This is a genomic window from Dyadobacter diqingensis (assembly GCF_024220585.1).
Classification (GTDB): Bacteria; Bacteroidota; Bacteroidia; order Cytophagales; family Spirosomataceae; genus Dyadobacter; species Dyadobacter diqingensis.
Window position 1 is genome coordinate 137,918 of sequence record NZ_JAMXKF010000011.1, and the last position, 14,406, is coordinate 152,323.

General features: G+C 44.5%; 11 protein-coding genes. All 11 read left to right on the plus strand.

Going from position 1 to position 14,406, the window contains the following annotated elements:
* Position 1 precedes the first annotated feature (1 nt).
* The 11 genes from M1L62_RS25200 to M1L62_RS25250 all read left to right on the plus strand — a co-directional run bounded on the left by M1L62_RS25200 (position 2) and on the right by M1L62_RS25250 (position 14,344).
* The gene (locus tag M1L62_RS25200; protein ID WP_254562417.1) at positions 2–1,285 is read left to right on the plus strand and encodes a dihydroorotase; all 1,284 of its coding nucleotides are present in this window, start codon (positions 2–4) and stop codon (positions 1,283–1,285) included.
* Positions 1,286–1,357: 72 nt separating this feature from the next.
* The gene (locus tag M1L62_RS25205; protein WP_254562418.1) at positions 1,358–1,918 is read left to right on the plus strand and encodes a DUF4199 domain-containing protein; all 561 of its coding nucleotides are present in this window, start codon (positions 1,358–1,360) and stop codon (positions 1,916–1,918) included.
* A gap of 57 nt (positions 1,919–1,975) precedes the next feature.
* Positions 1,976–2,491 (plus strand): DUF4199 domain-containing protein, encoded by a 516-nt coding sequence (locus tag M1L62_RS25210; RefSeq protein WP_254562419.1) that lies wholly within the window; start codon positions 1,976–1,978, stop codon positions 2,489–2,491.
* Between the two features lie 68 nt (positions 2,492–2,559).
* On the plus strand, positions 2,560–3,288 hold the full coding sequence (gldF, locus tag M1L62_RS25215) for a gliding motility-associated ABC transporter permease subunit GldF (protein ID WP_254562420.1): 729 nt from the start codon (positions 2,560–2,562) through the stop codon (positions 3,286–3,288).
* Between the two features lie 204 nt (positions 3,289–3,492).
* Positions 3,493–4,203 (plus strand): RNA polymerase sigma factor, encoded by a 711-nt coding sequence (locus M1L62_RS25220; protein ID WP_254562421.1) that lies wholly within the window; start codon positions 3,493–3,495, stop codon positions 4,201–4,203.
* Complete coding sequence (locus tag M1L62_RS25225; protein WP_254562422.1) at positions 4,200–5,123, plus strand: anti-sigma factor; 924 nt, start codon at positions 4,200–4,202, stop codon at positions 5,121–5,123. The genes M1L62_RS25220 and M1L62_RS25225 overlap by 4 nt, the downstream gene beginning before the upstream one ends.
* A gap of 275 nt (positions 5,124–5,398) precedes the next feature.
* Positions 5,399–6,592 carry a n-acyl-d-glucosamine 2-epimerase gene (locus tag M1L62_RS25230; protein WP_254562423.1) on the plus strand — a complete coding sequence of 398 codons (1,194 nt, stop codon included), beginning with the start codon at positions 5,399–5,401 and terminating at the stop codon, positions 6,590–6,592.
* Between the two features lies 1 nt (position 6,593).
* Positions 6,594–7,844 (plus strand): sugar MFS transporter, encoded by a 1,251-nt coding sequence (locus tag M1L62_RS25235; RefSeq protein ID WP_254562424.1) that lies wholly within the window; start codon positions 6,594–6,596, stop codon positions 7,842–7,844.
* Positions 7,841–9,451, plus strand: a complete 1,611-nt coding sequence (locus tag M1L62_RS25240; RefSeq protein WP_254562425.1) for a DUF4127 family protein — start codon at positions 7,841–7,843, stop codon at positions 9,449–9,451. Before M1L62_RS25235 ends, M1L62_RS25240 begins: the two co-directional genes overlap by 4 nt.
* A 113-nt stretch (positions 9,452–9,564) precedes the next feature.
* Positions 9,565–12,645 carry a SusC/RagA family TonB-linked outer membrane protein gene (locus M1L62_RS25245; RefSeq protein WP_254562426.1) on the plus strand — a complete coding sequence of 1,027 codons (3,081 nt, stop codon included), beginning with the start codon at positions 9,565–9,567 and terminating at the stop codon, positions 12,643–12,645.
* A 4-nt stretch (positions 12,646–12,649) separates the two neighbouring features.
* Positions 12,650–14,344, plus strand: coding sequence for a RagB/SusD family nutrient uptake outer membrane protein (locus M1L62_RS25250; RefSeq protein WP_254562427.1), 1,695 nt, complete (start codon positions 12,650–12,652; stop codon positions 14,342–14,344).
* Positions 14,345–14,406: the final 62 nt, after the last annotated feature.

Consider the following 14,406-nt stretch of genomic DNA (forward strand, 5'->3'; position numbering starts at 1 on the left):
TATGAAAGTACTAATTCGATCAGTTCGAATCATCGATAAGAATTCGCCTTTCAATGGGCAGGTTAAAGACATATTGATCCGGGATGGAAAAATTGCTGAGATAGGCGATGGCCTGTCCGATGCCGACGCTCTGGTGAAGGAGGGAAACGGTTTATGTGTTTCGCCGGGATGGGTGGATATGCGGGTTGCTTCCCGTGATCCTGGTTTTGAGCATAAGGAAGATCTGGATTCGGTCCGGACGACGGCGGCTCACGGAGGGTTTACAGAAATTGTATTGCTTCCTAATTCTGAGCCGGTAGTGCATAGCAAAGACACGTTAAATTATATCAAAAATTCTGGCCGGGGAGGTTTGGTTACGTTACACGTCGCCGCTTCTGTTACCAGAAAAGCGCAGGGTGTTGATTTTACCGAAATGATCGACCTCCATACGGCAGGTGCTGTTGCTTTTACTGACGGGGAACATCCGGTACAGAACGCCGACCTTTTCCTGAAAACAATACTTTATTTGCAGCCGCTGAACGCGTTGCTGATGAATCGGCCGGAAGACAGACAGCTGACTGTTTTTGGCCAGATGCATGAGGGCATCACCAGTACGCTGATCGGTATGAAAGGAATGCCGTCGCTGGCGGAAGAAATGATGCTGAACCGTGATTTGAAATTGCTGGAATACGCACTGGAAAAATCTACATTTGCACTGACAGGGCAACCTATGCTGCACGTTTCGCTGGTTTCTACAACAGAAGCGGTTGAGCTGATTCGTGAGGCAAAGAGAAAAGGCCTTCCAGTTACCTGTGATGTTGCGGCGCATCAGCTTGCTTTTGAGGATAGGGACCTGATTGATTTTGATACAAACCTTAAAGTAAATCCACCTTTCCGTGCGTCTTCTGATCACGAGGCAATTCGTCGGGGCTTATTGGATGGAACGATTGATGCAATTGTGTCGGATCATAACCCGCATGACGAGGAATGCAAAAATCTGGAATTTGATCATGCTGACTTTGGTATCACCGGCCTGGAAACAGCATTTTCGCTGGCTGTGATGCATAGCGGGTTAAAGACGGAAGATATTGTTGAGAAACTTACCTCACAGCCGAGACATATTTTAAGGTTGGCGGAGATTAATATAAATGCGGGATCAGAGGCAAATCTTACATTCTTTGAACCGGAAACAGAATGGGTTTTCGATAAAACTTATTCAAAATCAAAAAACACACCATTCCTTGGAAAAACGTTGAAAGGTGCCGTACGCGGTGTTTTCAATAACGACCGTCTGGATTGGTATTAAGTTCATTTCTGAATGACAGATAAACTCACCGGGTCTCTGGTTTGTTAATCTGTCATTCTATCATTAATTATCATGAAATCAATATTAGCGTATTTTGACAAGCCACTTTTAAAGGTGTCGCTTGTTTTTGGATTTATTACCGGAATTCTTGCTTTTGCTTTTTTTCTCGGATTGTATGCAATCGGGATTGTACCGTTGGGAAATAATAAAGTGATGGATATCGGTATTCACGCGATTATGATCGCGGGCGCTTGCTGGTATTTCAGGAAAAAGATCGGGAATGGATTTCTGCATTTATGGGAAGCACTCACGATCGGATATGCCGTGAATACCATTGGTGCCTTTATTAACGGCTGGTTGATTTACCTGTTTATAACTTATATCGATCCGTCTGTTTTTACCAATTACCTTCAGGAAATGGGAGCGCTTCTGCAACAGGGAAAAGCGGAGCTGGTAAAAAATATAGGAAATGCGGAATATCTTAAAATGTATGCGAGCATCCAGGCCATGGAAACTTCGGAAATTATAACGGACGAGATCAGCAAGAAAACCGTAATGGCCATTATCCCGATTTTGATCATAGCGCTGATTTTGAGGAAACAGGACTATGGCGTATTTCATAATAAATCCTAAATTTGTCAATAACCAGTTTTAAACCCATACTAACCTAAACCTGTACACGAAATACCTATGGAAGAACAAGCTTCTAGCGCACGCACCGCACTTAAATACGGAATTCTCACCTCAGTAGCTGTTATCGTTTACACAACAATATTATATGTATCAGGACTGTCGCTAAACAAATGGCTGCCGATGTTGGCCTACGTGATTTTGATCATTGGTATTATACTGGCCATGAAAGAATTCCGGGATAACAACAAAGGATTTATGGGGTATGGTGAGGGGTTAGGGCTTGGAAGTTTGATGTCCGGTGTTTTGGGTTTTATCGCCTCCATGTTTTCTATGTTTTATGTGAAATTTATTGATACCACGATAACGGCCCAGATATTGGACAAAGCCCGTGCGGATATGGAAGCGCAAGGACTGGATGACGCACAAATTGATCATTACATGGAATTGTCTCAAAAATTCAGCTCTCCGGGCATCATGTTTGCCGGAGGAGTTTTTGTGTATATTCTGGCAGGATTTATATTTTCACTGATTATCGCAGCCGTTTTGCGCCGCGAAAAGCCGGTTTTTGAATAAGTTTTATAGAAACGATTTTCATAAAAAACTGGTAAAGATTCTTCATTTTACTTTTTCACAACAAAAAGGTGTTTGCAATTTTTCAAAAGGAGATAGGTAGTTTTTTTAATTCCCTCGTTGCCTACATGGTCATGGCAGTCTTTTTGATTGCAGTGGGACTTATCGTATGGGTTTTTCCGGATTCCAATGTACTGGATTACGGTTATGCCGACCTGAGCTCTTTTTTTAGTCTGGCGCCTTACGTATTGCTGTTTTTGATCCCTGCTATTACCATGCGTTCTCTTGCGGAAGAAAGCCGGACGGGAACGCTCGAATTATTGCTGACAAAACCAATCCGTAACTGGGAGCTGATCCTCGGGAAATTCTTTGCCAACTGGATACTGGTGTTATTGACCATCCTGCCCACGTTACTTTATTATTACAGTATCTACAAATTAGGAAACCCGGCAGGGAATATTGATTCTGCCGCTGTTTTTGGCTCCTACATCGGTTTATTCCTTTTTAGCGGGGTGCTTGTGTCCATGGGTATCTGGTCGTCGTCCCTGAACGAAAACCAGATCGTTGCTTTTATCCTCGGTGTTTTTCTTGCCTTCATCTGGTATGTCGGTTTTGGTTCCGTTTCTTCCCTGCTCGGAAGCGGGTTTGCGGCTGATATTTTTTCCTGGACCGCGCTGGACGAACAATACCGGGCGCTCGGCAAAGGGTTGGTCGATTCCCGCAATGTTATCTACTTATTCAGCCTGATGGTTTTCTTTCTTTATCTGACCTATCAGCGCGTGGCATTACTTCGGAAGTAATGATTTCTACCGCCGGTTTCTGGCTAAGTACCGGACTTTTTTACTGGTTTATCTGACTGGAATTGCTCCCAAAAGTGCTTATCAAGCCTGCACTGGCCTGTTTGATCCGTTATGCCAAAATGTTTTTTACATTCTGTTTATTCTTGAACTTTTGAATTGATCTAAGATTCTGCTTTTCACGTATATAATAAAAAGCACACTAAGATGATCAATTCACCAAGCTTATTGATTGGGGCCGCACCGCCCGGATCAGCAACTATTTCGCATTATGGTAAAAGGCAGGTAATTATATATTTGCCGGTTAACCAGATCTTGGGAAATTTTATTAGCTTGCCAATAAGAAATGTTAAATTAAATGTTAAGCGACTCTTGGCGACTAGCAAAGTAAAATATTCGGAAGAAGAACTGGTGGCGGCGCTCAAACGAAATGAGCGGGCTGCTTTTGAATTCCTCTACGATCACTACTCTGGGGCATTGTTTAATATCATATGCAAAACATTGCGTGATGAGGAACGGGCTGCTGATGTTATGCAGGAATCATTTTTGAAGATCTGGAAAAACATTGCCTCGTACAATCCGGAAAAGGGAAGGTTATTTACATGGATACTGAATATTGCCCGTAACGGTGCAATTGACGCTGCCCGTGTGGAAGGCAGGAAACCCATGATGGATGATATCGATGATCGGGCCGCTCTGAACGAGCGGGACACGAGTGAAGAATTAAGTACCACGAGTTCCGAAATAAAATCAATCGTAAATATGCTTCGGCCCGAGCGGAAGATTCTTATTGATATGGCCTATTTCCAGGGCTATACCCATGAAGAAATTTCCGATGAATTGAAGATTCCGCTAGGTACAGTGAAATCGCGAATCCGAACAGCATTACAAGAGTTAAAACAATACTTTGCAGTATGAATATCCAAGCCTACATAGAGTCCGGTATATTAGAGGAATATGTATTGGGCACCGTTTCTCCTCAGGAGAAGCAGGAAGTGGAGTGTATGTCTCATATTTATCCCGAGATAAAAGAGGAGTTGATGCGCACAGAAAGCGCTTTGGAGCAGTATGCGCTTAAACATCAGACACCACCGCCGGCTTCTTTAAAAGAGATGCTTTTTGCTCAGATGAATTTCGATGAGGTTACAGAAGAACCTGAATCTGCTGAATCTGATATTTCTGAACCGGTAACATTGGTTCAGGGAGATGACGATAATAAAATTAAGAAGTTGCCGGTTGAAACAGATTTCAAAGCTGAGGAAAACCAAACCGTTGTCGATGCAGGAGTTAATACAAATGCGGGCGCCACGGTGATATATCCTTCCTGGGCCAAATTTGCCGCTGCTGCTTCAATTCTCTTTGCTGTGTTATTTGGCTGGTCTGCCATGCAGAATTCAGGGCTGAAAAAAGAGAAGGAAGATTATGCGACGAGTATGGAAGCGATGAAGTCGGATATGGAAGTACTGAAAAAGGACGTTGAATATGGTCAGACCTTAGCCAGTCTTTACAGAGACCCAAGTTATAAGGTCGTAAGAATGGCCGGTTTGGAAAAGTCTCCCGAAAGCGCCGTAGCGGCCATATGGGATACAAAAACCAACGATGTTTTGCTGGATGTGCAAAAATTGCCGGCTGCACCGGAAGGTAAACAATACCAGTTGTGGACGATCGTTAACGGAAAGCCGGTAGATATGGGGGTACTGGATCAGGAATTTACCAAAAAGTTACTGAAAATGAAGCAGGCAAACCCGGGCGCAGTTGCCTTTGCAATCACGCTTGAAAAAACAGGCGGAAGCCCGAGTCCAACAATGGAAGATATGTATGTAATGGGTAAGGTTTGAAAATATCCGGATGTAATTTTAGAAACTTAATATTTTAAATAATAAAGTAAGGTTGCCCTTGTTGAAGTTAATCTTCAACAAGGGCATTTTTCGTTTCTGCCGGGATTATTTACCGTGTTTCTTTGTAATTGTAGTAGCATATTTCTGTATTTGTTAAAATTATAAAATATTATTAGGTCAAAAACTTGACTACTTAATAATTATTTACTTTTTTTACATCGAACAAAGTAAAATAAGATATCAAGTAAGCTTTATTTTAACAATACTCGATTACAATGCAGCCTGACGATTACATTCAACAATATAAAGACACACTCCTGGATAATGTAATACCGTTCTGGTTACAGCATTCAGGGGACGAAACATTTGGAGGATATTTTACGTGTCTTGATAAAGAAGGTAAGGTATTCGATACAGATAAATTTATCTGGCTGCAATGTCGCCAGGTCTGGTGTTTTTCCATGTTGTACAATAAGGTTGAGAAAAAACAGGAATGGCTCGACTTCGCCTTGCTGGGCGCTTCCTTTCTGGAAAAAAATGGCAGGGATGAAAACGGAAACTGGTATTTTTCAGTAAACCGTGAAGGTATTCCGTTGACTCAGCCACATAATATCTTTTCGGATTGTTTCGCTTCGATGGCCTTTGGGCAGTTATACAAGGCGACTCATGAACCGGCGCATGCTAAAATCGCGGTGGATACTTTTCACAGCATTTTGAAAAAAAAGGATAACTCAAAAGGTATCTACAATAAAAATTTCCCCGGAACACGTCCGTTGCAAGGGTTTGCACTGCCGATGATCCTTTGTAATCTCGTGTTGGAAATAGAACATTTACTGGACGCTGATCTGGTTGAAAACACGATTCAAAATGGGATTGATACCATCATGAACCAGTTTTACCGGCCTGAGCTGGGTATCATCCTGGAAAATGTAACACCTGACGGAAATTTCTCCGATTCCTTCGAAGGTCGTCTGGTGAACCCGGGCCATGGCATTGAAGCCATGTGGTTTTTGATGGATCTGGCAGAACGTTCGGATAACAAGGCATTGGCGCAAAAAGCGATGGAGATAACTTTGAACATTCTGGAATACGGTTGGGACAAGAAACATGGCGGAATATTCTATTTTCTCGATGTAAAAGGAGCTCCGCCACAGCAGCTGGAATGGGATCAGAAGTTATGGTGGGTGCATGTGGAGACTTTGATCAGCCTTTTGAAAGGTTATCTGCATACCGGTGACGAAAGGTGCTGGACCTGGTTTGAGAAAGTGCACGAATATACCTGGTCGCATTTTGCAGATCAGGAAAATCCGGAATGGTATGGTTACCTGAACCGGCAGGGTGAAGTATTGTTACCTTTGAAGGGTGGTAAATGGAAAGGCTGTTTCCACGTTCCACGCGGATTATATCAGTGCTGGAAAACGTTGGAAGCCATTGTAGCTAAAAAATCATCAGAAGTCCAATATTCGTAATATGGCCGGAATTCCAGTAAGCAATATGACCATTTCCGAACCGATTGGTCAGGGAAAACAAAATTATACACCGGCGCTGATCACGCTGGCTGTGTTGTATTTCATGATGGGTTTTATCACCTGCCTGAATGATACCCTGGTGCCTTTTTTCAAAAAAGGTTTTACACTGACTTATTCAGAATCTTCGCTGGTGCAGTTTTATTTCTTTTTAACTTATGGAATTGCATCCATTCCGGCAGGGAAAGTGGTGGAGCGCGTCGGGTATAAAAAAGGAATGGTACTTGGATTTTCGATTGCGGCCTGCGGAGCTTTGTTATTTTTTCCTGCTGCGGTGATGCATCAATATGCTTTGTTTTTGGCCGCTTTGTTTATCGTCGCGATCGGTATCGTGCTTTTACAGGTGGCCGCCAATCCTTATATCACCATTTTAGGTCCGGCCAAAACAGCCTCTTCGCGGTTAACCCTGATTCAGGGTGTTGGTTCTATCGGGACGACCGCAGCGCCGCTTTTTGGAGCCTATTATATTCTGGCACCGTTGCAAACATCCAGCGCTTCCAGTGACGCGGTGAAATACCCTTACCTGGGCATTGCTGCCGCACTGATCGTAATTGCACTCGTGGTGAGCAGGTTGTCATTGCCGGTTATAACAACAGAAGAGGAGGTGGTTGATAAATCCAATGACTCAAAAAAGGGCATTTTCTCATTCAGAAACCTTAACTACGGGATCATAGGGCTATTTGTCTATGTCGGCGCAGAGGTTTCGGTCGGCACTTTTCTGACCAACTATATTGCTGATTTATTGAAAATTACCGAAAGTGCGGCCAATAATTATGTGGCCTTTTACTGGGGCGGTATGCTTGTAGGACGTCTGATTGGTTCTGTTTTGCTTAAATCCATCAAGGCGTCAACGGTACTGAGTGTCTGTGCAGCGTTCGCGATTCTCCTGATCATCGTGTCGGTGAATACGTCGGGTTATCTGGCAGTATGGAGTATGATCGCGGTTGGTTTATGCAATTCAATCATGTTTGCGATCATTTTTTCACTGGCTGTAAACGGCTTGGGGAAATATACAACGCAGGCATCGGGATTGTTATCGACGGCCATCGCGGGTGGGGCTATGATATCGTTCTGTCAGGGTTTGCTGATCGACAATAGCACCTGGAAAATAGCTTTTATGCTCCCGATGGCTTGTTATGTCTATATCATGTTTTACGGTTTGAACGGTTATAAATCAAAATTTAGCAGTTTATGAAAAAGAAGATCGTTCTCATTTTGGTCTTACTAAGTTTTGTGATAAACGGTTTTGCTCAAAAAAAGGTAAAGCTATCGTCAAAGATTTTGTTTATCCCGTTGGATGCACGTCCGCCTTGCCTGAAAATGACGGAGAAAATGGGGCTGATTGGTGACGCCGAGGTGATTGCTCCGCCTTTGGCTTTACTGGGGAATTTTCAGGATCCGGGACAATCCGAAAAAATCAATGAATGGATTTTAAAACAGGATCTGAAATCGTTTGATGCAGCCATTATCGTGTTGGATATGATTGCTTACGGTGGTCTGGTTGCTTCCCGCAAACATAATGTGGAGTCTTCGGTTGCCTTATCCCGGGTTGATGTTTTGAAACAAATTCGCAGAAATGCGCCGAAATTGAAAATTTACGGGCAAAGCGTAATCATGCGTCTGGCTCCGAGCGCGGACGGAAAAAATGAGGCTTATCGTGAGAAACTGGCAACCTGGGCAAAAATATCGCCGGATACCGATGAAAAAACGAAAGCGGAAGTCGTAAAGCTGGAACGGGATATTCCTGCGTCAGTCCTGGCTGACTACAAACGAGCAAGAGAGCGCAATTATAAAACGAATGTGAAAGCGATCGATTTTGTAAAAAATGGTCTTATCGATTATCTGATCCTGTCTCAGGATGACGCTTCACCCAAAGGCGTCCATTTGGTAGACCGGCAGAACCTAATAAAAACACGTGATGCCCTCGGGTTGACGGAAAAAATTGCCATACAGCCTGGTGCAGACGAGGTTTCCATGCTTCTTTTAGCGAGGGCTCTGAATAAAAACTACCAGTTCGCTCCGAAGATCAAGGCGGTTTATTCGTCTGAAAAGCTGAGAAATACCGTTATGCCATTTGAAGACCGGACACTTGCAGAAACGGTAAGTCATCATATTAAGGCTACCGGAGCAGGTGAAGTTGAAACTGAAAATGCAGCTGATATCCTGTTTTATGTATTTCCTTCAAGACATGAGGCCGGGGTTGCAGAAAAATTTGCCGCTGAAATTGAGCAAAAAGTGAAGGCAGGCAAAAGAGTGATCGTGGCCGATATTGATCCGATCGGTAATGTACAGGGCGGTGATTCTGTGTTCACGGAGGCGCTGGAAAAGCGCAATGTTTTTTCATCCTTAAATGGATATGCTTCATGGAATACCGCGGGGAACACGATAGGAACTGCCCTTCCGCATGGAATTGTTTTCGGACTGGCGGAATCCCGCTTCCTGAAAAACAAAACGATCGCCAATCGTATCTGGACTGCACAAAATTGGTTTATGGTGAATCGGGTGATGGACGATTATTATTATCATAACCTGGTACGTGCCAAAGCAAATACCTATTTGTCGGGGAAGAAATTGCCGAGCGCAACCCTGATGAACGAGGTAGACAACCAGAAAGTAGAAGTTTATTGCCTGGGCCTGCTTCAACATTATATGGACTCGTTTCTGACGGGTTATTTCAAGAAAAACAATAGTTTACAGCAAAACATACAATGCAGCAAGCCGGCAAACCTGAGTTTTGATTTGCCATGGAACCGTACTTTTGAAGCGGACATTGATTTCAATATCAGCTGCCAGGTCCAATAAATACAGATTATTCCTAAACCCAATAAATTTTTAATACCTAATGCTGATTGCCTTGCCGGTCTTTTGACCGGTCGGGAAGACTATGTTCAATTAAACCCCCAATTATTTAACCAATGCAGAATTTTTCCAAGCAAAAACGGCGCATGGGCTGGTGGCTCGCCGTGCTCATTACGATTTGCCAGCAATATTATGCTGCTGCGCAAAGTCAGGATCTACGAGGTAAGGTAACGGAAAGTACAGGAGGAACGTTGCCGGGTGTAACTGTTTTGATTAAAGGTACTTCCGTCGGAACAACAACGGATGCAGAGGGGAATTATAAACTGACATTATCACAGAATTCCGGTACAGTCGTGTTCTCTTTTATGGGCATGGTAAGCCAGGAAATAGCTTTTAACGGGCCGGGGGAAATCAACGTGTCGTTGGTTTCGGATAGCAAAACGCTGAATGAACTCGTGGTCGTGGGTTATGGAACGCAGAAAAAAGTAAACTTAACGGGCTCGGTTTCTGTCATTGACGGGGAAAAATTGTCCAACCGGCAGGTGGCATCCACTTCGCTAGCTTTACAGGGCGCTGCACCGGGTGTTACCATCACGCAGCAATCGGGAGTTCCGGGTGGTGATGTCGGTACGATACGTATACGTGGTATCGGTTCAATTAATGCCGGACAAAATCCACTTGTTCTGATTGATAACGTAGAGATGAATCTGGATGCGATCGATCCAAACAATATTGAAAGCATTTCAGTCTTGAAAGATGCTGCTGCGGCTGCTGTTTATGGCTCACGCGCGGCCAACGGGGTGATTCTGATCACAACCAAACGTGGCGCGAATGGTATCAACATCAGTTATAATGCTTATGTGTCCGACCAGAAACCAACGGATCTTCCTGATAAGGTCAATGCGTTGGAGCATATGAAATACTGGGATATTGCACAGGTAAACAGCGGTTTGCCGGCAGCCTTCACTTCGCAGATTGCCGCTTATGAGAAAAACGGACCGGATAATTTCAGCCTTTTCAATACCGACTGGAAAAAACTCGTGCTGACCAATAGTGGCATGATGCAAAACCATAACCTGAATGTTTCAGGTGGAACGGACCGGATCAAGGTTTTCGCGTCAGGAAGCTTTCTGGATCAGAAGGGATTAACAGCCAACACAAATTACAAACGAGCCGATTTTCGTTTCAATACCGACATCGCGGTGACCAAAACATTGTCTGCATCGATGGATCTTGTTTTGAATAAATCCAACCGTTTGTGGCCGGGACAATCTACGCCACAGTCAATCATTCGTCAGATGCTGGGTTTTCCGGCAACAACACCGGGCCGTTATGATACGGGAGAATGGGGCGAGGGGTGGTCCAATGCCAATCCGGCTGCTCAGGCTGAGGACGGAGGATTTTCGAGAAGTATTACCAATTCAAGAATCATAAAGGGTACTTTGACCTATAAGCCGATCGAAGGGCTGGAAATTCTTGCCACTTACAGTTCGAATTATTATACAACCCACGGCAGAAACTTTACGGATCAATACAAAATTTACAACGCTGATCCTTCTACCAAAACCCTGGTCTTAGCTCGTCCGTGGCCTGCACTGAACTCGCTATCGGATAATAATTCCGAGAATACGCAAAATCTTTTCCGTGCACAGGCTACGTTCAATAAGGCGTTCGGAAAACATAATTTTACGGTTTTGGGCGGTTTTAGTACAGAGGATTTCAGTACTTCCAATGTCAACACATTCCGCCAAAACCTGTTGTCGCCGGACCGCCCATATCTTGATAGTGGTGATCCGCTCGGACAAACCATTAGTGGTGGTGCAAGCAAGTATTCGATGGTTTCGGCATATGGTCGTTTGAATTATAACTACAACGAAAAATACCTGCTGGAAGTCAATGGCCGGATGGATGCCTCTTCGCGTTTCAGAGAGGCCAACTGGTGGAAACTGTTCCCGTCAGTATCCGGAGGGTGGAGAATGTCGCAGGAAAATTTCTGGTCGGGGATCAGCCATATCGTGAACGATGCGAAACTACGTGCTTCCTACGGAACGCTTGGAAACCAGAATTTGATAAGAGGCGGCGCTTCTGATTATTACCCAAGCTATTCAACCTTCTATTCGGGAACGGCTTATAACTATTATTTCAACAATGTAGTAAACGCAGGTTATGCACTGACAACGGCTGCCAATCCGAATATCAAATGGGAAACGTCGAAAATCCTGGATATTGGTGCTGATTTTGGTTTGTTGCGTAATCGTCTGACAGTAACGGCTGACTATTTTCAGCGTGATATCAAGGATATGCTGCAACTCGTTCCGATTCCGGGTTACGTAGGGCTTGCTTCTCCTTTTGTGAATGTAGGTTCCATGCGTAATACGGGTTGGGAACTGGCGATTGGATGGAAAGACAAAATAAGTGATTTCAACTACCAGGTGCAGTTTAATATTTCCGACGTTAAAAATAAAGTGCTGAAAAACGGTGGTACGCCCATAATCAACGGGGCGAACATCCAGCAGGAGGGTTACGCACTGGATTCTTACTACGGTTATCAGGCCGATGGATTGTTCCAGACAGCCGAGGAGGTGAAAAATGCTCCTTTCCAGTATGGAAATACGGCGCCCGGCGACATTCGTTACAAAGATCTCAGCGGTCCGGATGGCGTTCCGGATAATAAAATTGACAGCTATGACCGTACGATTCTCGGAAATTATTTCCCTCGTTACGAATACAGCTTCAACCTGGCCGCTCAGTACAAAGGTTTTGACGTAACGGCGTTCTTTCAGGGGGTTGGTAAAAAAGATAACTATTTGTCGGGAACGGGTTCTCAGCCGTTTTATTCAGCCAGCTTTCAGGGATCTATGTTTAAATATCAGGAAGATTTCTGGACACCGCAAAATACCGGCGCAGCTTATCCGCGTCTGACGGCCAACAGCATTCCGAATAACTATGTGACGTCTTCATACTGGGTTAGATCGGCTTCTTATCTCCGCATCAAAAACGTAGTGCTGGGTTATACTTTGCCAAAAATGCTGACTGAAAAAGTAAAAATCAAGTCGGCCAGAATCTACCTGAGTGGGCAGAACCTGGTAACGTGGAGCAAGTTCTTCCCAGGATTTGACCCGGAACAAAAAGATACCGGCGGAGAGTTTTATCCGATCATGAAAACGTACACTGTGGGTATTAACATTAAGTTTTAAGAACATGAAAAAGAAATTCCTCTATACAATCGGTCTTTGCGTTTCATTACAAGTGTTTTCGGGCTGTAACGATTACCTTGAACAAGCGCCGCTGGACGCTCCCGCAACAGGCCAGTTTTTTAATAACCAGACGGAGATGAATGCAGCTTTAACGGCTGTGTACAAATCGGCTTACTGGAATACCGGTACGACCCCTTATCAGTCGATCATGGATGGCTGGACGGATATTGCCTTGCTCCGGGCGCCAGACATGGGTGAGGGTAACTTCGATGTTTTTAATGCCAACGCAAAATCAATCTGGACGCTGGCGTATACGACGATCCAGCGCGCCAATACGATGATTGATGGGATGGAAGTGGGTAAGGCCAATGTTCCTGCGGCGGCGTTTAACCGCATGCAGGCTGAGGCAAAAGGCTTGAGGGCATTTGCTTATTTCTTTTTGGTGAATCTATACGGCGATGTACCGTTGATTACCAAACCTCTGCTGCCTGCTGACTTTTACACCCAAACCCGAGCGCCAAAAGCCGAGGTGATCAAATTTATTTACAGTGACCTGGATGCGGCAGCGGCTACACTTGATTGGGCTCCAACGGACCGCGGACGTATGTCCAAAGCCATTGTTTTGGGAATAAAAGCCCGCACTGCACTTTACAATAAGGAATACAAAGTGGCGGCCGATGTTTCCAAGCAAGTTATCGACGGGGCAGGTTTAGGCTTGAATCCTAAATTTCAGGATCTTTTTACAAGGGCCGGACAGACACCGAATGCGGGAAAAGAGATTATGTTTGAAATTCTTTACACGGATGCTGATGCGAATTCGATTACGTACCTGCCTTTGGGAAGTATTTCCAGAACGGCCGGTGGACAGTCGGGACGTTTTCCGCAGCAGCGACTGGTGGATATGTTCGAGGCAAAAGATGGCAAGCGTATCGATGAATCAAAAGTGTATGATCCGAAAAATCCCCGTTTGAACCGAGACATGCGTTTGAAATATACCGTCGCAATTCCGGGAGACACGATTACGATGAACCAGACTACTTTTGTCTATGACATTTATAAAAATACTACATCGGTAAGAAACGCTGACGGAACGTGGAGTACCAAAGCCAACGCGGATTTTGACAATGCCTATGGACCATCAAAAAGCGGTGTCGGACTGTTGCACGCCAAGTACACTTTCACAGCTGAAAATGCGTTTACAGCTCGTGTGAACTTTATTTTGATGCGTTATGCAGAAATTTTGCTTACCTATGCAGAATCGAAAATCGAGCTTAACGAGATGGACGCATCGGTAGTGAATGCAATGAATCTGGTAAGAAGAAGAGCAGGGCAACCGGATGTGGAGACTGCGATTCAGGCGGATCAGAGTAAATTGCGCCAGCTTATCCGGCGTGAGCGGACTGTGGAATTGGCAATGGAGGGTTTCCGTTGGTTCGACATTCGTCGCTGGGGCATTGCCTCGATCGTGATGCCGCAAAAAGTAATGGGTATTGCCAAGGATCCTGCCATAACACCTGCTTCGCCTGATTTTAAGGCAACGGCAGCCAATGATCTGAATAATATTCCAACATACAGCGCCAGCGAAAGCACGAGGATGTTACGGGAGATTCGTTACTGGTATCCAAAACTAAACCTGCTGCCGGTTCCGCAGTCAGAGAGAGACATTAACCCCAAACTGACGCAGAATCCTGAGTGGTGATGAATTGTTGTCGGCAATCGGCCAGTTTTGGAAGGACGATGTTTGTTTCATAGCAATAGTCT